14 protein-coding genes are annotated in these 19,323 nt (G+C 72.3%); 9 read left to right on the plus strand and 5 right to left on the minus strand.

What is annotated here, in order from left to right:
* Positions 1 to 4: 4 nt before the first annotated feature.
* Both ACGFIM_RS27795 and ACGFIM_RS27800 read right to left on the minus strand, forming a co-directional pair.
* Entirely contained in the window at positions 5 to 886 is an 882-nt protein-coding gene (locus ACGFIM_RS27795) for an amidohydrolase family protein (protein WP_393205530.1), read from the minus strand.
* Positions 887 to 907: 21 nt separating this feature from the next.
* Positions 908 to 1,771, minus strand: coding sequence for an LLM class F420-dependent oxidoreductase (locus ACGFIM_RS27800; RefSeq protein WP_393205533.1), 864 nt, complete (start codon positions 1,769 to 1,771; stop codon positions 908 to 910).
* Between the two features lie 109 nt (positions 1,772 to 1,880).
* Here ACGFIM_RS27800 and ACGFIM_RS27805 point away from each other — a divergent pair, with 109 nt between their 5' ends.
* Together ACGFIM_RS27805 and ACGFIM_RS27810 are read left to right on the plus strand one after the other, a co-directional pair.
* On the plus strand, positions 1,881 to 2,579 hold the full coding sequence (locus ACGFIM_RS27805) for a M50 family metallopeptidase (RefSeq protein ID WP_393205536.1): 699 nt from the start codon (positions 1,881 to 1,883) through the stop codon (positions 2,577 to 2,579).
* Between the two features lie 46 nt (positions 2,580 to 2,625).
* The gene (locus ACGFIM_RS27810; protein ID WP_393205539.1) at positions 2,626 to 4,386 is read left to right on the plus strand and encodes a protein kinase; all 1,761 of its coding nucleotides are present in this window, start codon (positions 2,626 to 2,628) and stop codon (positions 4,384 to 4,386) included.
* Here the strand turns inward: ACGFIM_RS27810 and ACGFIM_RS27815 are convergent.
* The gene (locus ACGFIM_RS27815) at positions 4,375 to 6,549 is read right to left on the minus strand and encodes a thiamine pyrophosphate-dependent enzyme (protein WP_393205542.1); all 2,175 of its coding nucleotides are present in this window, start codon (positions 6,547 to 6,549) and stop codon (positions 4,375 to 4,377) included. The genes ACGFIM_RS27810 and ACGFIM_RS27815 overlap by 12 nt on opposite strands.
* A gap of 244 nt (positions 6,550 to 6,793) precedes the next feature.
* On the opposite strand from ACGFIM_RS27815, the gene ACGFIM_RS27820 reads away from it, so the two are divergent.
* Positions 6,794 to 8,104, plus strand: a complete 1,311-nt coding sequence (locus ACGFIM_RS27820; RefSeq protein WP_393205545.1) for a hypothetical protein — start codon at positions 6,794 to 6,796, stop codon at positions 8,102 to 8,104.
* A gap of 104 nt (positions 8,105 to 8,208) precedes the next feature.
* Here the strand turns inward: ACGFIM_RS27820 and ACGFIM_RS27825 are convergent, their stop codons facing one another.
* Both ACGFIM_RS27825 and ACGFIM_RS27830 read right to left on the minus strand, forming a co-directional pair.
* Entirely contained in the window at positions 8,209 to 8,811 is a 603-nt protein-coding gene (locus ACGFIM_RS27825; protein WP_393205548.1) for a hypothetical protein, read from the minus strand.
* A 138-nt stretch (positions 8,812 to 8,949) separates the two neighbouring features.
* Positions 8,950 to 9,549, minus strand: a complete 600-nt coding sequence (locus ACGFIM_RS27830; RefSeq protein WP_393205551.1) for a TetR/AcrR family transcriptional regulator — start codon at positions 9,547 to 9,549, stop codon at positions 8,950 to 8,952.
* Positions 9,550 to 9,610: 61 nt separating this feature from the next.
* Here ACGFIM_RS27830 and ACGFIM_RS27835 point away from each other — a divergent pair, with 61 nt between their 5' ends.
* The 6 genes from ACGFIM_RS27835 (at position 9,611) to ACGFIM_RS27860 (ending at position 18,956) form a co-directional block, all read left to right on the plus strand.
* Positions 9,611 to 11,182 (plus strand): carboxyl transferase domain-containing protein, encoded by a 1,572-nt coding sequence (locus ACGFIM_RS27835; RefSeq protein WP_393205554.1) that lies wholly within the window; start codon positions 9,611 to 9,613, stop codon positions 11,180 to 11,182.
* 3 nt (positions 11,183 to 11,185) lie between these two features.
* On the plus strand, positions 11,186 to 13,138 hold the full coding sequence (locus tag ACGFIM_RS27840; protein WP_393205556.1) for an acetyl/propionyl/methylcrotonyl-CoA carboxylase subunit alpha: 1,953 nt from the start codon (positions 11,186 to 11,188) through the stop codon (positions 13,136 to 13,138).
* Complete coding sequence (locus tag ACGFIM_RS27845; protein ID WP_393205558.1) at positions 13,138 to 14,043, plus strand: hydroxymethylglutaryl-CoA lyase; 906 nt, start codon at positions 13,138 to 13,140, stop codon at positions 14,041 to 14,043. Before ACGFIM_RS27840 ends, ACGFIM_RS27845 begins: the two co-directional genes overlap by 1 nt.
* A 2-nt stretch (positions 14,044 to 14,045) precedes the next feature.
* Positions 14,046 to 15,182, plus strand: a complete 1,137-nt coding sequence (locus ACGFIM_RS27850) for an acyl-CoA dehydrogenase family protein (RefSeq protein ID WP_393205561.1) — start codon at positions 14,046 to 14,048, stop codon at positions 15,180 to 15,182.
* 93 nt (positions 15,183 to 15,275) lie between these two features.
* Entirely contained in the window at positions 15,276 to 15,710 is a 435-nt protein-coding gene (locus ACGFIM_RS27855) for a GNAT family N-acetyltransferase (RefSeq protein WP_393205564.1), read from the plus strand.
* Positions 15,711 to 15,869: 159 nt separating this feature from the next.
* A complete protein-coding gene (locus tag ACGFIM_RS27860; RefSeq protein ID WP_393205924.1) occupies positions 15,870 to 18,956 on the plus strand; it encodes an AAA family ATPase in 3,087 nt (1,028 codons plus the stop codon).
* Positions 18,957 to 19,323: the final 367 nt, after the last annotated feature.

Genomic DNA, 19,323 nt, shown 5'->3' on the forward strand with positions numbered 1-19,323 from the left:
TCTATCAGATCACGGCAGCACCGTTGTCCCAGCACACGGCCCTCAGCCAGGCATCGCCCAGATCGAGGCGGGCCAGCGCGTCGAGCTGGTGCGCGTAGGGGTACGGGATCGTGGGGAAGTCCGTGCCCAGCACCACCTTCCCCGCCAGGCCGAGATCACGCAGCGCGGGCCGCAGCCGGGCGGGGAACGGCATGCGCTGCTCGCTGAAGCCGGTGAAGGCCATGGTGGTGTCCAGCGCGACCCGTTCGTAGCGGGCGGCCAGCGCGAAGAACGGGTCGTACTCGGGCATGCCGAGGTGCGCGATCACCGCCCGCAGCGCCGGATGGCGGCGCAGCACCCCGGCGATGGGTTCGATCCCGACATGTCCCCCCGGTACGGGCACCGAGCTCGCGTGCACCACGACAGGCACCCCCGACTCGGCCAGCAGTCCCCACACGCCGTCCAGCTCGGGCACCCGCGGATCGAACCCGCCCACCTGCAGGTGCACCTTGAAGATCCGGGCGCCGTCGTCGAGCGCCTTCCGCACGTACGTCTCCACGCCCGGCTCGGGGTAGAAGGTCGCGGACGGCAGGCAGCCGGGGGTGCGGCGGGCGAAGCCGAGCGTCCAGGCGTTCAGGTCGGACGCCATGCCGGGCTTGTGCGCGTACGCCAGCGCGGGGAACCTCTGCACGCCCAGCTCGCGCAGCCGCTCGACCCGTCGCCCGACCGGCCACTCGTACGTGATGGGCCACCCGTCGCCCATCAGCGGCCCGCCGTGGTGGAAGTGGTGCCACACCCGGCGTTCCATGCGTTCGGGCAGGAAGTGCACGTGCAGGTCGATCAGGCCGGGCAGCCCCAGCCGCCGCCACCAGCCGGGCACCTCGGCGTCAGATTCCACGCACGACACCCTAAACACCCCGAAGGGCGCTCACCAGGTGGAGATCTGCGGGATCACCTCGCCGCCCAGCAGCTCGATCGCCTTCATCTGGTCGCCGTCGCGGACGGTCACGTACACGGCGGTGAAGCCCAGCTCGTGCAGGCTTCTCAGCTGGTCGAGCACGCGGCCCGCGTCGTCGCCCGGTGCGATCGCCAGCACGCTCGTCTTCTCGATCTCGCCGTAGTCGCGTCCCTCGCGCTCGCAGTGGCCGCGCAGCACCTCGAGCTTGCGGGTGACGTCGGGGCCGCCGAAGATGTTGCAGGCGTCGGCGTACTTGGCGACCAGGCGCAGCGTCTTCTGCTCGCCGGACCCGCCGATCATGATCTTCGGATGCGGGCGGCTGACGCTCTGCGGCGAGTTCAGCGTGCGTTCCAGCCGGTAGTGCCGCCCCTCGTACGGCTCCTCGCCGCCGCTCCACATCTGCCGGCAGATCTGCAGCGTCTCCTCAAGGCGCTCGAAGCGCTCGGCGAGCGGCGGGAACGGCAGGCCGAGCCCGCGCGCCTCCTCCTCGTACCAGGCGGCGCCGATGCCGAGCCACGCGCGCCCGCCGGAGAGCACGTCGAGCGTGGTGACGGTCTTGGCGAGCAGCCCGGGCGCGCGGTAGACGACGCCGGTGACCAGCGTGTGGAGCTGGACCCGCCGCGTCGCCGCGGCGAGGAAGCCGAGCGTCGTGTACGGCTCCAGCATCTCCTGCTCGGGCGGCCCCACCACGCCGATCTGCCAGACGTGGTCCATGACGGTCAGCCGGGCGATGCCCGCGTCCTCGGCCGTACGCGCGATCTCGGCCAGCGTCGGCCCGAGCCGCTCGGCCCCGCCCGGCCAGGTGAAGTGCTGAATGTGCAGTCCGAGTTCCATGGGCCGGTCCCCTCATGATCGAAGTGGCTCCGGCCATTATCACTGCGCGTGCGCCGCCGCTTCCGTAAGGACGTCGCGGCCCCGGCGAAGCGGTTAGGGTTTGTCCTCGATGGACAAGTTCTGGGCCCACCTGATCGCCACGCAAGCCGACCCCGAGCCCTGGGTGGTGGCGGGCTCGGCGCTCGCGGCGCTCGTGATCGTCGGCTTCCGCATGCCCTGGCAGGTCTCCCGCGGCCTGATCACGATCGCCCATGAGGGCGGCCACGCCCTCATGGCGCTGCTCACCCGGCGCAAGCTCGAAGGCATCCGGCTCCACTCCGACACCTCCGGCGTGACCCTGACCAGGGGCAGGCCCACCGGGCCCGGCATGGTGCTGACCGCGATGGCCGGCTACATCGCGCCGCCGCTGCTCGGGCTGGGCGCCGCCTGGCTCACCGAGCGGGGCCACATCACGCTGCTGATCTGGAGCGTGCTGCTGCTGTTAGTGTGCATGCTCCTGCTGATCCGCAATCTGTACGGCGCCCTCATCCTCCTCGTCACCGGCGGCGCCGTCTTCGCGCTGATCATGTACGCCCCCGCCGAAGTCCAGCAGGTCGTGGCCCTCGTCGCGACCTGGTTCCTGCTCTTCGGCGGCATCCGGCCGATCATCGAGCTGCAGCAGAAGCGGCGCCGCAGGCAGGCCAGAGACTCCGACGCCGACCAGCTCGCCCGGCTGACCTTCCTGCCCGGTGGCTTCTACGTGTTCTTCTTCCTGCTCGTGGCGCTGGCCTCCATGGTGTTCGGCGCGTACCTTATGAATCCCCTCTGATCCCGTTATTTCCCACTAAACTCCACAGCAACGGGGGGAGAGTGGAGTGCTGCCAGTCGAGGACGCACCCGGCTACCGGGTACTCGATCAGGTGGGCCAGGGCGGATTCGCCGTCGTTTACCGCGCCTACCAGGAGCGCCTCGACCGGGTCGTGGCGCTGAAGGTGCTGTCCGTCGACCGGGTCGACCAGCGGACCATGCGCAGGTTCCAGCGCGAGCTGCAGCTCACCGGCCGCCTCACCGGCCATCCCAACGTCGTCACCGTCTTCGACACCGGCATGACCGCGTCCGGCAAGCCGTACATCGCGATGGACTTCTTCGAGAACGGCTCGCTGCGCGACAGGATCCGCAAGGAAGGGCCGCTTCCCGTCCCCGACGTGCTGCGCACCGGCGTCAAGCTGGCCGGGGCGCTGGCCGCCGTCCACGAGGCCGGGGTGCTGCACGGCGACATCAAGCCGCAGAACATCCTCATCTCCCGCTACGGCGAGCCGGCGATCGCCGACTTCGGCGTGGCCAGGGTCGTCGACGCGGCGGAGATCTCGGCCACCTCGCAGGCGTTCACGCCGCTGCACGCCGCCCCCGAAGTGCTCACCGGGCAGCCGCACTCGGCCGCCACCGACGTCTACTCGCTCGGCTCCACCCTTTACCACCTGCTGGCCGGGCAGCCCGCCTTCCACAACCCGGCGGACCCGTCGATCGCGCCGCTGATGTACCGGGTGCTGAACGCCGATCCGCCGCCGATCAACCGCCCCGACGTGCCGCCCGCGGTGCTCGCGCCGGTGCTGCGCGCGATGGCCAAGCAGCCGGAGGCCCGGTACGGGTCGGCGCGCGAGCTCGCCCGGCACCTCCAGGCCGTGCAGGCGGAGCTCGGCCTGCCGGTCACCGACCTGATCGGCATCGGCACCGCCTCCCCCGCGTCGCTGAGCGGCACCGCCTTTCCCGCGACGGGCCCGCAGCACTCCGTCCCTTCAGGCACCGGCCCGCAGCACTCCGCCCCTTCAGGCACGGGCTCGCAGTACGTCATCCCTTCCGGTACCGGCGCGCACCACGCCGCACCCTCCGGTACGGAGCCGCACCACTCAACGGGTGCCGGCGCCTTTCCGGCGACAGGGCACCAGGCACAAACCGGAGCCGCCGCGGCCACGAGCGGGGCGTTCCCCGCGACGGGCCAGTACCTTCCCCCGCCTCAGCCGCCCATGGCAGGGCCGCCCGCGCAGGGAGCGTCGCCGATGCAGGGGCCACCGGCAGTGCAGGGGCCGCCGCCGGCGCAGGGATCGCCGTCGTTACCGGCGCCGCCGCCCCAGCCCTCCCAGCCCGCGACGAACCCGGGCGGGAGCAGCGCGCGCACCCGCACCATCGCCCTGATCGCCGCCGCGGTGGCGGTGATCGCGGCCGGCGGCACGGCGCTGGCCGTCTTCCTCTCCCAGCCGCCGGACCGGCCCCGCACCGCCACTCCCACGGCGGCCACGGGCACGCAGCGCCCGGAGGGCGGGCAGGACGTCGCGGCCTACGCGCCCCGGGAGGTCAAGCTGACCGCCGACCAGGGCGCGCTCATCGAGCTGACGTGGAAGCTCCCCGCCGCCGCCCGCCGCCACCCGGTGGTCATCCAGAGTTCACCGGGCGGGAAGGGCAAGCAGACCGTCACCGCGGTCGGGCAGGGCGCGACCTCGGCCAAGGTCACCGGACTCGACCCGGACAGCGGCTACTGCTTCCTGGTCGGCGTGCCGGTGACGATCTCGGAGAACTCGGCGGTCGCCTGGTCGGAGCCGTACTGCATCAGGGGAGCGGTGGCCCGCTCAGCCGAGTAGCTTGCGCGCCGCCTGCTCGATCTCCTCCTCCGACAGCAGCACGTGATCGGCGGCCGGGCCGAGCGGGATGAAGCTGTCGGCCGAGGTCACCCGCGCGACCTTGCCGGTGAAGCCGGCGTCGAGCAGCTCGGCGATGATGCCCTCGGAGACGCCGCCGGAGTGGCGGGTCTCGTCGGCGATCAGCACGCTGCCGGTCAGCTCGGCCGAGCGCAGCAGGTCGTCGATCGGCAGCGGCGCCAGCCAGCGCAGGTCGAGCACGCGGCAGCCGTACCCCTCCTGGGTGAGCCGCACCGCGGCGCGCAGGCTCATCCGCACTCCGTTGCCGAACGTGACGATCGTCAGGTCGCGCCCGTCGCCGTAGGAGCGTGCCTTCCCGATCGGCACGTGCGTCTCGGCCCAGCGCGAGGGCGGCGCGTACGGGGCCAGCCAGCCGCCGTCGCCGTCCTCGAACAGGTCACGGGTGTGGTAGAGCGCGATCGGCTCGAGGAACACGCACACCGACCCCGCCGTACGGGCCGCCGCCAGGCACGTGCGCAGCATGGCCGCGGCGTCGTCGGGCCGTGCGGGCGAGGCGATGACCAGGCCGGGGATGTCGCGCAGCGCGGCCACCGCGTTGTCGTTGTGGAAGTGGCCGCCGAACCCCTTCTGGTAGGCGTAGCCGGCCACCCGCACCACCATCGGGTTGGTGTAGGCGCCGCGCGAGAAGAACGACAGCGTCGAGCCCTCGCCGCGGATCTGGTCGAGCGCGTTGTGCAGGTAGGCGAGATATTGGATCTCGGGTACGGGCAGGAGCCGCGACACGCCCTGCCCGAGCGCGAGGCCCAGGATGGCCTGCTCGTCGAGCAGCGTGTCGAAGACCCGGCCGGGGCCGAACCGCTTCTGCAGCCCCTTGGTCACGCCGTAGACGCCGCCCTTCTTGCCGACGTCCTCGCCGAACACGGTCAGCTCGGGGTAGACGGCCAGCGCGTCGGCGAGCGTGCGGTTGATGGACTCCGACAGGGTCAGCGGCTTGGCGTTCTCCGGCAGCGACCCGGCGAACGCCTTCTCCCGCACCGCGGGCGAGGCCGCCATCGGGCTGATCTTGGCGATCAGCTCGGGCTTGCGCGGCGCGATCGTCTCCATGACCTCGGTGGCCGAGCCGAGCCGCGGGCGGCGCGCGGTCTCCTGGGCGAGGAGCAGGATGTGCTCGCGCGCCAGCTCGTACTGCTTGAGCAGCTCGTCAGGCGTCTCGAGACCCGCCTCCACCAGCATCGCCGCCGTGCGCAGCAGCGGGTCGCGGGCGAGATCGGCCTTGATCTCGCGCTGCGTGCGGTAGGCGGACTCGACGTCGGACCCGGCGTGCCCCATCAGCCGGACGGTCCGCAGGTGCAGGAACGCGGGGGAGCGGTGCTCGCGTACGTGCTCGACGGCGCGCACCGCCACGTCGTACGTCTCGGCCAGGTCGCACCCGTCGGCGGCGAAGTATTCGATGCCCGGACGCCGCACCGCGGCCTCCACCCAGCCCTTGGGCGTGCGGACGCTGATGCCGATGCCGTTGTCCTCGCAGACGAACAGCAGCGGCATGCCCAGCCCCTGGTAGGTGGCGTAGGCGGCGGTGTTGAAACCGGTCTGGGCGCTCGCGTGGTTGATCGAGGCGTCGCCGAAGCTGCACACCGCGATCGCGTCCTCCGGCCAGGCGGACGGCACGCCCAGCGACCGCGCCCGCTCGATCGCGAACGCCACGCCCACCGCCCGCGGCAGGTGGCTGGCGATCGTGGAGGTCTGGGGGATGACGGCCAGGTCGGGATGGCCGAACACCTTGTGCCGCCCGCCCGCGATGGGCTCTTCGGAGGAGGCGGTCAGCCCCAGCAGCACGTCGCGGATGCCCTGCTCGGGCAGCCTGCCCGCCTGCTCGGAGCGGGTGAGGTAGAACGCGCCCGAGCGGTAGTGGAGCAGGGCCGGGTCGCCGGGGCGCAGGGCGGCGGCCACCGCCGCGTTGCCCTCGTGACCGGCCGAGCCGATCGTGTAGAAGCCCTCATCGCGCTCGCGCAGCCACCGGGCCGCGATGTCGAGCAGCCGGCTGTCGAGCTGGCGCCGGTAGAGCGTCCTGCACTGCGCGCCGGTCAGTGACGTGCCGTCGCGGATCGGAAGCCCCGGATCTCGCGGAGTGCCCGCTTCGAGCATTGCAACGGCTTGGGTGAAATGAGTTTCTACTGTGTCGCGCGCCACAACCCCGATTATGTCGTTGATCGGCGCCGACGTCTCCCGGACGTAGGGGAGATGTTGTGGAGCGGTCCGATTAACCCCGAGAGATGACTGTTTGTCAGATTTCACAACGTTCACCATGGGCGCCGCGTCTACTAGGAGGACACGCGTGGCACCCTCAATGCCGCGTTGAAACCAAAGGGGTCTCCAGAAAGGAACCCGCATGTTACAGCGCATCCGTGTAGCCGCCCTCGCCCTCGTCCTCGGGGCAGGGGCACTCGCCGCGGGCCCGGCCGCGGCCGCGGCGGCTCCCGCGCCGAGCATCGGCACCGTCGGCCTCCGGCCCGCGGCCCCGATCGTGGTGTTCGACAAGGACGTCGCCGTCACGTTCACGTTCACCACGAGGAACGCGGAGAAGGCCGAGCTCAAGCTGAACGGCGACGCCGTGCCCGTCACCTCGTCGCGCATCCCGGGCGGCCTGAAGTGGACCGGCACCAAGTCGTTCGGCGCCAGCGCCGCCGGCAAGTGGACGTACACCGCCACCGCCTTCGGCGACGGCACCGCCACCAAGACCGGCTCCTTCGAGGTCGTCAAGGCGCTCACCACCCGGATCGCCGGCTTCAGCGCCGAGCCCGGCCGGGTCACCAGGGGCAAGACCATCAAGGTCACCGGCCGGCTGCTCGCCGGCGGCAAGCCCTACCCCGGTCAGAGCGTCGCCATCACCTTCCGTGAGCGCGGCTCCGGCGCCTACCGCGAGGTCACCAAGGTGACCAGCGGGCGCGGCGGCCGGTTCTCCGCGAACGTGCGCGCCCTGTCCACCGGCTGGTGGCGGGCCGAGTTCGCGGCCACCGCGACGGCGCGGGGCAGCGTCAGCGCCCCCGACCGCGTGGACGTCAGGCGCTCCGACCTCGCCAGCCGGATCTCCGGCTTCGACGTCCGCCCCGAGCCCGCGAACAAGGGCGACAGGCTCCGCTTCAGCGGCTCCCTGACCGCCGAGGGCCGCGGCGGCCTGTCCGGCCAGCGGGTCTCCATCTACTTCCGGGCCGACGGCTCCCACCGGTGGGAGTACGTCACCAGCGACGTGACCGGGCGCGGCGGCCGCTTCCTCGCCACCGCCAGGGCGCAGAAGTCCGGCTGGTGGCGCGCCGAGTACCGCGGCACCCGCGGCGTCAACGGCACCGTCAGCCGCCCCGACCGGGTCCAGGTCAACGAGCCCAAGAAGGACACCCGGCTGATCAAGTTCGACGCCTACCCCGAGCCGGCCAAGCGCGGCGGCACCCTGAAGTTCAGGGGCGTGCTGCTGGCCGAGCACGGCCGTTCGTGGGTGGGCCACGCCGGCAAGGTCGCGCTCTACTTCAAGCCGCTCGGCTCCAAGAAGTGGCAGTACGTCAAGACCACCGCCTCCGGCGGCAGCGGCCGCCTCTCCACCACGGCCAAGGCCTGGCGCTCGGGCCACTGGAAGTTCGTCTTCCCCGGTGACGCGCGCGCCAAGGGCGACGACAGCGCCACGGACTTCGTCCGCGTACGCCGCTGACGTCGCCGGCCTTCGTGCACTGACCTCCACTGACCTCGCGGAGCGTGCACTGACGAGGCCCGGGGGGCACCTCCCCGGGCCTCGTCCTGTCGCTTACCCGGCCACTAGCCGGCCTGCTGATCGGACAGCCTGGCGTCGATCTTGACGAGCAGTGCCTCGAGCCCGCCGAGCTGCTGCTCGATCTTGTCGATCCGGAGATCGCGGCGCTCGCTGTCGCTGTCGATCTTCGTGAGCGTGAGGCCCATCTGGAAGGTCTCGCTCTTGAGCTGCTTGACCTCCGTGGCCAGCGACGCGATGCGATGGTCGACCTCGACGAATCTCTGGTCGACCTGGTCGAGGCGCTGGTCGATCTGCTCGAGGCGCTGGTCGACTTGCTCGAAGCGCTTATCGACTTGCTCGAAGCGCTGGTCGACCTGGTCGAGGCGCTGGTCGACTTGCTCGAAGCGCTTATCGACCTGGTCGAGGCGCTGGTCGACTTGCTCGAAGCGCTTGTCGACCTTGGCGAAGCCGGCCCTCATCTCGGCCCTGATGGCTTGGGCCTCGCGCGTGATCCTCGCGTTGACGTTCTTGCCGACCTGCGAGATGCGGGTGTAGTGGACGTCGAAGCGTTCGGCGATGCTCTGGTGCGGCACGCCACTCACACTAGCCGCCTCGAGCTTTCTTACCCGGCTCTCCAGGTCAAGGTACTTCTCCTCGAGATCCAACATGTCGTTGCGCTCCTCAACGCATTTCCGGGGGGTAGTTGTGACGTGCCGCGCGGCGCATCAGGAAAGCTACCCTCCGTACAAGATCGTGCGCAGGGGGATGTGAAAGTCCTTCCCGTCGCATCGGCGGGCGCCGGGAAGTTAATGAGCCTTAACGGCGGCGTCGATGGCGGAGCGGGCCATCGCGTGCAGCAGCGGCCGCATCTCGCCCGCCGGGAGCTCGCCCGCGCTGTGCGGGGTCGAGTTGAGCAGCCCGAAGACGGCGTGCGTCGCGGCGCGCAGCCGGGCGGCCGGGCATGAGGGGTGCAGCTCGGCGAGCACGGTCACCCACTCCTCGACGTAGAGCCGCTGCAGCCGCCTGATCTGGCGGCGCTGGGGCTCTGGCACGTTGCCCAGCTCCCTGTCGTGCACGGTGATCAGCGCGGGCTGCTCGAGCGCGAACGTGATCTGCACGTCGAGCAGCGCGTCCAGGGTCTGTCTGGGGTCGGGCGATGAGGTGGCGACCGCGACGGCCGACTCGCGCAGCCGCGAGCTGACGTCGAGCAGCATCTCCGACAGCAGCGCGTCCTTGCCGTCGAAGTGCCGGTAGAGAGCGGGGCCCGAGACGCCGACGGCGGCGCCGATGTCCTCGATCGAGACGCCGTGGAAGCCGCGCGCCGCGAACAGCTCGGCGGCCGCCTCCAGGATCTCCGCGCGCCTGTTGCGGCGGCTGCGGGTAGAGGGGGCGGAGGCGGTGGTCACGTCTCACATGCTAGACGATGACGTTAATGGTGACTAACATCCGAGCCATGGGAGGGGAGCCATGAGCAGCGACTGGCCGGTGCTGAAGTCGGCGATCGAGCCGGGCGGCGAGGCGTACAAGCGCAACGCCGAGCTCAATGAGCGGCTGGCCGCCGAGCTGCTCGAACGCCTGGCGGTGGCGGCGCTCGGCGGATCCGAGCGGGCGCGGCGGCGGCACGTCGAGCGGGGCAAGCTGCTCCCGCGCGACCGCGTGGACGGCCTGCTCGACCCGGGTTCGCGCTTCCTGGAGCTGTCGCCGCTCGCGGCCTGCGGCCTGTACGACGACCAGGCGCCCGCCGCCGGCATCATCACCGGCGTCGGCCGCGTCTCGGGCCGCGAATGCGTGATCGTCGCCAACGACGCCACCGTCAAGGGCGGCACGTACTACCCCATGACGGTCAAGAAGCACCTGCGCGCCCAGGAGGTGGCGCTGCACAACCGCCTGCCGTGCGTCTACCTCGTCGACTCCGGCGGCGCGTTCCTGCCCAGACAGGACGAGGTCTTCCCCGACCGCGAGCACTTCGGCCGCATCTTCTACAACCAGGCCACGATGTCGGCGCGCGGCATCCCGCAGATCGCCGCCGTGCTCGGCTCGTGCACGGCGGGCGGCGCGTACGTGCCCGCGATGAGCGACGAGGCGGTCATCGTGCGCAACCAGGGCACGATCTTCCTGGGCGGCCCGCCGCTGGTGAAGGCGGCGACCGGTGAGGAGGTCACGGCCGAGGAGCTGGGCGGCGGCGAGCTGCACGCCCGGGTCAGCGGCGTCACCGACCATCTGGCCGAGGACGACGCTCACGCCCTGGCCATCGTCCGCGACATCGTCGCCACGCTGCCGCCGCGCGCCCCGCGCCCGTGGGAGACGATCACGCCGGAGCCGCCCCGCCATGACCCCCGCGACCTGTACGGCATCATCCCGGCCGACACGCGGCAGCCGTACGACGTGCACGAGGTGATCGCGCGGATCGTCGACGGCTCGCGCTTCCTGGAGTTCAAAGCCGAGTACGGCCCCACCCTCGTCACCGGCTTCGCCCACATCCACGGCCACCCGGTCGGCATCCTGGCCAACAACGGCATCCTGTTCAGCGAGTCGGCGCTCAAGGGCGCCCACTTCATCGAGCTGTGCGACCAGCGCGGCATCCCCCTGGTCTTCCTGCAGAACATCAGCGGGTTCATGGTCGGCAAGGCGTACGAGGCGGGCGGCATCGCCAAGCACGGCGCGAAGATGGTGACGGCGGTGGCGTGCACGCGGGTGCCCAAGTTCACGGTGGTGATCGGGGGCTCGTTCGGCGCGGGCAACTACGCGATGGCGGGGCGGGCGTACTCGCCCAGGTTCCTGTGGATGTGGCCGAACGCCCGCATCTCGGTCATGGGCGGCGAGCAGGCCGCGAACGTGCTCACCACCGTCGGCGACGCCGACCCCGACGCGATCAGGGCGCAGTACGAGCATCAAGGCAACCCGTACTACTCCACGGCCCGGCTCTGGGACGACGGCGTGATCGACCCGCTCGACACCCGCACCGTCCTGGGCCTGGCGCTGTCCGCGGCGGCCAACGCGCCGTTCGAACCCGCCGGCTTCGGCATCTTCCGGATGTGACGCATGTTGTTCGACCGTGTTCTGATCGCCAACAGGGGCGAGATCGCCGTACGGATCATCCGCACGCTGCGCGCGCTCGGCATCGCGGCGGTGGCGGTGCACACGCCGTCCGACGCCGCCTCCAGGCACGTGCGCGAGGCCGACGTCGCGCTCCAGGTGCCGTCCTACCTGGACGCCGAGGCGATCATCGGGGCGGCCCGCGCGTCCGGCGCGCAGGCCGTGCACCCCGGTTACGGGTTCCTCGCGGAGAACGCCGCGTTCGCCCGCAGGTGCGCCGAGTCCGGACTGGTCTTCGTCGGGCCGCCCGCCGCGGCGATCGAGGCCATGGGCGACAAGATCCGCGCCAAGGACACCGTGTCGGCGGCCGGCGTGCCGGTGGTGCCCGGCGTGACCGGGCCGGGCCTTGCGGAGTGGAGCGACTTTCCCGCCCTCATCAAGCCGTCGGCGGGCGGCGGCGGCAAGGGCATGATCCTCGTACGGTCGGCCGCCGAGCTGCCCGAGGCGCTGGCCTCGGCCAGGCGTACGGCGCGGGCCGCGTTCGGCGACGACACCCTGCTCATCGAGCGGTACGTCGAGCGGCCACGCCACATCGAGATCCAGGTGCTGGCCGACGCCCACGGCGGCGTCGTGCACCTCGGCGAGCGCGAGTGCAGCCTGCAGCGCCGCCACCAGAAGATCATCGAGGAGGCGCCGTCGCCGTTCCTCACCCCCGGGACGCGCGCGAGCATGGGCGCGGCGGCGGTCGAGGCCGCCCGCGCCGTCGGCTACGTCGGGGCGGGCACCGTCGAGTTCATCGTGGACGGCGTCACTGGCGCGTACCACTTCATGGAGATGAACACCCGGCTCCAGGTCGAGCACCCCGTCACCGAGCTGGTCACCGGGCTGGACCTGGTGGAGCTGCAGCTCAGGGTGGCGGCGGGGGAGCGGCTGCCGTTCGCGCAGGAGGACGTGCGGCTCGACGGGCACGCGGTGGAGGCCCGGGTGTACGCCGAGGACCCGGCGCGCGGCTTCCTGCCGACCGGGGGGCGCGTGCTCGCACTGCGCGAGCCGGACATGCGCGACCAGGCGGGCCGTACGGTCGTGCGGGTGGACTCGGGGCTGGCCGAAGGGTGCGTGGTCGGCAGCGAGTTCGACCCGATGATGGCCAAGGTGATCGCCTGGGCGCCCGACCGCGCGGCGGCGTACCGGACGCTGGACCGCGCGCTCGCCCGCACGGCCGTGCTCGGCGTCGTCACCAACGTCCCCTTCCTGCGTGCGCTGACCGCGCACCCGGCGGTCGCCGCGGGAGAGCTGGACACCGGCCTGGTCGAGCGGGTCCTGCCCGAGCTGCTGCCCGATGCCGAGACGCCCGAAGAGGTGCGGGCCGCCGCGGGGCTGGTCTTCCACGACCTGCCGCGCGGCGACGACCCGTGGGAGGTCGCCGACGGCTGGCGGATCGGCGAGCGGGCCTGGACGACGTGGCGGCTGGAGTCGCGCGACGGCGTGCACGCCGTGCGGGTGCGCGGCCTGCCCGCCGAGGCGGCCGAGGTCCGCATGGGTGAGGAGGCGGTGCCCGCGCGCATCGACCGCGACGGCGCCGGGCTCGCCGTCACCCTCGGCGGGCGCGGCGAGCGCTACCTGTGCGTACGCGACGGCGACACGCTCTGGCTCGGCCGCGACGGCGCGTCCTGGTCGTTCACCCGCCACCGCATCGGCGACCCCGGCGACCGTCCCGGCGCGGCGACGGCCGGCGACGGCGTCGTCAGGAGCCCCATGCCGGGCACCGTCCTGCTGGTCAAGGCCCAGCAGGGCGAACGGGTCAGCGAGGGACAGCCGCTGGTCATCGTCGAGGCCATGAAGATGGAGCACACGGTCACCGCGCCGCGCGACGGGGTGGTCTCCGAGCTGACCGTCCAGGCGGGGCAGCCGGTGGACATGGACGCCGTCCTGGCCGTGGTCACCGCCGAGGAGGCGTGATGCCGTACCCGATGAGAGGTCTTCCGCAGCAGGTCACGATCTACGAGGTCGGGCCGCGCGACGGCCTGCAGAACGAGTCCGCCGTCGTCCCCGTCGAGGTCAAGGCCGAGTTCATCGACCGGCTCGCCGACGCGGGACACAAGGTGATCGAGGCGACCAGCTTCGTGCACCCCAAGTGGGTGCCCCAGCTCGCCGACGCCGACGAGCTGCTGCGCCGCCTGCACCGGCGCACCGGCGTGCGCTATCCCGTGCTCGTGCCCAACGAGCGCGGCCTCGACCGGGCGCTGGAGCTCGGCGTCGACGAGATCGCCGTTTTCGCCAGCGCCACCGAGACCTTCGCCGCCAAGAACCTCAACCGCAGCCTGGAGAGCCAGTTCGACATGTTCGAGCCGGTCGTGGCCAGGGCGCTGGACAACGGCATCAAGGTGCGCGCGTACGTCTCCATGTGCTTCGGCGACCCCTGGGAGGGGCCCACCCCGATCGCGCAGGTCGTCTCCGTCGGCGAGCGGCTGCTCGGGCTCGGCTGCTACCAGCTCTCCCTGGGCGACACCATCGGCGTCGGCACCCCCGGCCACGTCACCGAGCTGATCCGCGCCTTCCGCTCGCCGGACCGGCTCGCCGTGCACTTCCACGACACCTACGGGCAGGCGCTGGCCAACACCCTGGCCGCGCTCCACTGCGGCGTCACCACCATCGACGCCTCCACCGGCGGGATCGGCGGCTGTCCCTACGCGGAGTCGGCCACCGGCAACCTCGCCACAGAAGACCTCGTCTGGATGCTGAGGGGACTCGGCATCGAGACGGGGCTCGACCTGGGCAAGCTCGTCGCCACCAGCACCTGGCTGGCGGAGCTGCTCGGGCGGCCGAGCCCGTCCCGCGTCGTACAGGCGCTGTCGAAAGGCTGACCATGCTCAATGACGAGTACGAAGAGCTGCGCAAGACCGTCGAGGCGTTCGCCCGCGAGGTGGTCGCGCCCGTGATCGGGGACTTCTACGAGCGCGAGGAGTTCCCGTACGACATCGTGCGCCAGATGGGCGCCATGGGGCTGTTCGGCCTGCCCATCCCCGAGGAGTACGGCGGCATGGGCGGCGACTACTTCGCCCTCTGCCTGGCCCTGGAGGAGCTGGCCAGGGTCGACTCCAGCGTCGCGATCACCCTGGAGGCGGCGGTCTCGCTCGGGGCGATGCCGATCTACCGGTTCGGCACGGACGAGCAGCGCCGTACGTGGCTGCCGAAGCTGGCCTCCGGCGAGATGCTGGGCGCGTTCGGGCTGACCGAGCCGGGCGGCGGCTCCGACGTGCCGGGCGGCATGCGCACCACGGCCGTGCTCGACGGCGGCGAATGGGTGATCAACGGGACGAAGTCGTTCATCACGAACTCCGGCACCGGCATCACCGGCGTCGTCGGCGTGGCCGCGCTCACCGGCGAGGGCGAGATCTCCACCATCCTCGTGCCGAGCGGCACGCCCGGGTTCACGGTCTCGAAGAAGTACTCCAAGGTCGGCTGGAACGCCTCCGACACCCGCGAGCTGGCCTTCACCGACTGCCGCGTGCCCGCGGAGAACCTGCTCGGCGAGCGCGGCCGCGGCTACGCGCAGTTCCTGCGCACGCTCGACGAGGGCCGCGTCGCCATCGCCGCGCTCGGCGTCGGCCTGGCCCAGGGTTGCGTGGACGAGTGCCTCAAGTACGTCAGGGAGCGCAAGGCGTTCGGCCACCCCATCGGCCACTACCAGGCCATCCAGTTCAAGATCGCCGACATGGAGGCCCGCGCGCACACCGCCCGCCTGGCCTACTACCACGCCGCCGAGAAGATGCTCGCGGGCGAGCCGTTCAAGAAGGAGGCGGCGATCGCCAAGCTCGTCTCCTCCAATGCCGCCATGGACAACTCCCGCGAGGCAACCCAGATCTTCGGCGGGTACGGCTTCATGAACGAGTTCCCCGTGGCCCGTTTCTACCGCGACGCCAAGGTGCTGGAGATCGGCGAGGGCACCAGTGAAGTGCAGCGCATGCTCATCGCCCGACAACTCGGACTTGGTGATTTGTGACATGCTCCGCCCGTTTTATCCCGTCACGAAAAGCAGGGAAACGTCAAGCAAGGGTTTGCGTCGGCCGTGACCGACGATCTAGGGTCGTTGGTCATGACGGCTGACGATCTTCTCATCAGGAGAGCGGAGAAAGCGGACGCGGACGAGGTGTTCGCGCTGGCCCGCGAGTTCGGCCTGACCTTCAGTCCCGAGCGCGAGGCCTTCGACGCCGCGCTGCCCGCGCTGCTGGCCAACGACGATGCCCTGCTGCTCGCGGCCGTCGTCAACGGGCGGGTGCGCGGCTACCTCCTCGGCTTCGTCCACCTGACGCTCTTCGCCAACGGGCCGGTCGCCTGGGTGGAGGAGGCCATGGTCGAGTCGGGCTCCCGCCGGCAGGGCATCGGCCGGCGGTTGCTCGAGGAGTTCGAGGCGTGGGCCCGCTCGCGTGAGGCCGGCTACGTCGCGATGGCCACGCGGCGGGCGCCGGAGTTCTACCACGCGCTGGGCTACGAGGCGTCGGCCACGTTCTTCCGCAAGGTCCTGCGCTGACCTGCGGCGCGGCGTCTCGGCTCAGCGGAGTGCGCCGCCACCGGACCCTCCGCATGGCGACGTCCCGCGAGAGGGTCGTGTTCGCTCGCGGGAGAAGCCGCCGGAGAGGCCCCTTTCCCAGGAGATTCTGTCGCCACAGGATGGCATGCTGAGGGCGTGATGAGCATCCACGCCGTGAGCCCGCTGTTCGTCGGGCGTTCCCGCGAGCTCGCCGCGCTCGGCGACGCTCTGGACAGGGCGCGCGCCGGCATGCCGGCCACCGTGCTCGTCGGCGGCGAGGCGGGGGCCGGTAAGACCCGTCTCATCAACGAGTTCATCGGCCGACGAGCCGGCGACGCGCTGGTGCTCGTCGGCGGCTGCCTGGAGCTGGGCACGGAGGGCCTGCCGTTCGCGCCGTTCACCGCCGTGCTGCGGCGGCTGGTCCGCGAGCTGGGCCGCGACGCCGTCGCCGCGCTGGTGCCCGGCGGCAGCACACGGGGTCTCGCCAGGCTGCTGCCGGAGTTCGGCGAGCCGGGCAAAGAGGGCGCCGAGGCCCGGGCGCGGCTGTTCGAGGAGGTTCTCGGCCTGCTCGAACGCCTGGCGGAGGAGCGCCCCGTCGTCCTCGTCGTCGAAGACGCCCACTGGGCCGACCGCTCCACCCGCGACCTGCTGACGTTCCTGGTCCGCTACCAGCGCACGGCCGCCCGCGTGCTGCTGGTGGTGACGTACCGCACCGACGAGCTCCACCGCGCCCACCCGCTGCGGCCGCTGCTCGCCGAGCTGGGCAGGGTCGAGTGGGTGAGCAGGGTCGAGCTGGGCAGGCTCACCCGCAAGGAGACCGCCGCGCTGGCCGCCGGCATGCTGGAGCGCGAGCCGTCCCAGGCCGACATGGACCTCATCTACGCCCGCAGCGAGGGCAACCCGCTGTTCGCCGAGGCGCTGCTCACCGAGTCGGGCGCGGGCGAGTCGCTGCCGGAGTCGCTGCGCGACCTGCTGCTCGCGGCCGTCGAGCGGCTGCCCGGCGAGACGCAGGACCTGCTGCGGGTGGCCAGCGCCGGCGGGCAGCGCATCGAGCACGCCCTGCTCAGCGCCGTGGCGGGGCTCGACGACGCCGCACTGTCGCGCGCGCTGCGGCCGGCCGTCGCGGGCAACGTCCTGGTCGTCGACGGCGAGGGCTACGCCTTCCGCCACGCCCTCATCCGCGAGGCGCTCCACGACGACCTGCTGCCCGGCGAGCGCATCCGCCTGCACACCCGCTACGCCGAGGCGCTGGAGCGCGACCTGTCGATCCTGCCCGCCCCGCGCGGTGCGATCGAGCTGGCGCACCACTGGCACCTCGCCCACGACTCCACCTGGGCGCTCGTCAGCGCCTGGCGCGCCGCGGCCGCCGCCCGCAAGTCCACCGCCTACGACGAGCAGCTCCGCATGCTCTCCCGGGTGCTCGAGCTGTGGGATCAGGTGCCCGACGCGGCCGAGCGCATCGGCGCCGACCGGCTCGACGTGCTCAGGCAGACCGCCGTCGTCGCCCACCTCGCCGGCGAGTTCGAACGCGCCATCGCCCTGGCCGGCGCCGCGCTCGACGACCTCGCCCGCGACCCCGGGCTCGAAGCCGACCCCGTCAGGGCCGTCACCCTGCTGCGCCAGCGCGGCCACGCCCGCTACGACCTCGGCCGCCCCGGCTTCCTCGACGACCTGCGCAGGGCCGCCGAGCTCGTGCCCGACGACCGGCCCCGCCTGCGCGGCAAGGTGCTCGAGTCGCTGGCCCGCATGCTCCACGGCCCGGAAAACGTCGCCGAGCGCGCCGCCACGGCCCGGCTCGCCAGGGACATCGGCCACTCCCTGGGCGACGCCACCATCGAGGCCCACGCCATCATCGACCTCAGCTGGGCGCTGGCCGACTACTCCGCAATGGAGCCGCAGCTCGAGGCGTTCGCCGAGGCCCGGCGCATCGCCAGGCGCGGCGACGCCTACGGCGCGCTCATGCGCTGCGCCATCAGCGAGTCCGACACGCTGGAGGGCGCGGGGCGCCACGAGGAGGCCGCCCGGGTCGCCAGGGAGGGCATCGACGAGGCCGCACACTACGGCCTGGCCCGCACCGCCGGCACCTTCCTGTCGATCAACCTGGCCGAGCCGCTGGTGTCGCTCGGGCGGTGGGACGAAGCGCTCCAGGTCATCGAGCACGCCCTCGACCTCGCGCCGCCCGCCCCGTACGCCGCCAGCCTGCAGGGCCTGGCCACCGACATCGCGCTCGCCCGCGGCGAGCACGACCGGGCCGACCGGCTGCTCGACCTCGCCCGCAAGGTGCTGCGCGGCGGCGCCCACCGCGAGCAGTCCGTGCTGCCGCACCTGTGCAGGGAGGTGCGGCTGCTCGCCGTCCGCGGCCGGCTCGGGGAGGCCCTCACGGAGGCAGCGCGGGCCCTGGACGAACGCGGCCTGCGCACCAGCCCGCGCTACGCCTGGCCGGTGCTGACCATGTTCGGCGAGCTCGTCCGCGCGGCGGTGCCCACCCCGCGCTTCCTCGAGGCGATCGCCGGGCTGGGGACCGCCGGCCTGGTCAGCGGGTACGCCGCCGGAGGCTCGGACGGCGGTGCCGCCGGGTCACTCGCGGGCGAGGACGCCGCCGACTACGAGACCGCCGCCGATGGGGCGGCGAGCGGCGCCGCGCTCGCCGGGCAGGCGCTGGCGCTGCTGCCGAGGCTGCGGGCGCTCGGGCACGAGCTGGGTGTCGAGGGGCGGCTGCAGGAGGCGCACCGGCTCACCTTCACCGCGCTCACCGGCCCGGAGAAGCCGCTGGACGACGACGTCGACCCGGCCGCCTGGCAGCTCGCGGCCTGCGAGCAGGCGGTGGAGGCGTGGGTGGCGCTGCGGCAGCCGTACGCGGAGGCGCAGTGCCGGCTGGCGGCCGGTCAGGCGGCGCTCGCCTGCGGCGACCGGCAGAAGGTCGCCGCCCACGTCGATCGGGCCCGTGCGCTGGCCCGCGATCTGGGCGCTGCGCCGCTGCTCGAAAAGCTCGACGTGCTCGGCAGGCGCGCCAGGATCGGCGGGCCGGACGACGGCGGCGAGCGCCAGCCGCTGGGGCTGACCGCCCGCGAGCTGGAGGTGCTGCGGGAGGTGACGAACGGTCGCAGCAACCGCGAGATCGCGGAGGAGCTGGTCATCTCGGTCAAGACGGTGAGCGTGCACGTCTCCAACATCCTGGCCAAGCTCGGCGTCGCCACCCGAGGCGAAGCCGCCGCCACCGCCCACCGCCTCGGCCTCTTCAACTGACCGCCCCCGAGAGGCTCGGTCCCGGGGTCGCTCGGGGGCGATGTGCGGCTTGGGGGCGTCGCTCGGCTCGGGCGTTGCTCGGTGGGTGGTGTGGCTTGGGGCGGTGCTCGGGTTGGGCGTTGCTCGGTGGGTGGTGTGGCTTGGGGCGGTGCTCGGTTCGAGCGTTGCCTGAGGGGTGGTGTGCGGCTTGGGCGTTGCCCGGGGCGATGTGCGGCTCGGGGTTCGCCCGCGAAGGGCTCAGCTTGGGGCTGCTCAGGGCGCTCAGCTCATCGATGAACGTGCCCGTCCGGGCCGGGGAGCTGTCGCGCCCGGCGCTGTGGCCGTCGCGGGTCTCGGTCTGGCTCGTCGTCGCCGCGTCGCGACCATG

The sequence above is a fragment of the Nonomuraea sp. NPDC049309 genome, assembly GCF_043196965.1.
GTDB lineage: Bacteria > Actinomycetota > Actinomycetes > Streptosporangiales > Streptosporangiaceae > Nonomuraea > Nonomuraea fastidiosa.

Excerpts from the sequence above, each read along its gene's own strand:
- ACGFIM_RS27800 (WP_393205533.1), bottom strand. The coding sequence starts at position 1,771 with ATGGAACTCGGACTGCACATTCAGCACTTCACCTGGCCGGGCGGGGCC.
- ACGFIM_RS27805 (WP_393205536.1), top strand. The coding sequence starts at position 1,881 with ATGGACAAGTTCTGGGCCCACCTGATCGCCACGCAAGCCGACCCCGAG.
- ACGFIM_RS27815 (WP_393205542.1), bottom strand. The coding sequence starts at position 6,549 with ATGCTCGAAGCGGGCACTCCGCGAGATCCGGGGCTTCCGATCCGCGAC.
- ACGFIM_RS27820 (WP_393205545.1), top strand. The coding sequence starts at position 6,794 with ATGTTACAGCGCATCCGTGTAGCCGCCCTCGCCCTCGTCCTCGGGGCA.
- ACGFIM_RS27825 (WP_393205548.1), bottom strand. The coding sequence starts at position 8,811 with ATGTTGGATCTCGAGGAGAAGTACCTTGACCTGGAGAGCCGGGTAAGA.
- ACGFIM_RS27835 (WP_393205554.1), top strand. The coding sequence starts at position 9,611 with ATGAGCAGCGACTGGCCGGTGCTGAAGTCGGCGATCGAGCCGGGCGGC.
- ACGFIM_RS27840 (WP_393205556.1), top strand. The coding sequence starts at position 11,186 with ATGTTGTTCGACCGTGTTCTGATCGCCAACAGGGGCGAGATCGCCGTA.
- ACGFIM_RS27845 (WP_393205558.1), top strand. The coding sequence starts at position 13,138 with ATGCCGTACCCGATGAGAGGTCTTCCGCAGCAGGTCACGATCTACGAG.
- ACGFIM_RS27850 (WP_393205561.1), top strand. The coding sequence starts at position 14,046 with ATGCTCAATGACGAGTACGAAGAGCTGCGCAAGACCGTCGAGGCGTTC.
- ACGFIM_RS27855 (WP_393205564.1), top strand. The coding sequence starts at position 15,276 with ATGACGGCTGACGATCTTCTCATCAGGAGAGCGGAGAAAGCGGACGCG.
- ACGFIM_RS27860 (WP_393205924.1), top strand. The coding sequence starts at position 15,870 with ATGAGCATCCACGCCGTGAGCCCGCTGTTCGTCGGGCGTTCCCGCGAG.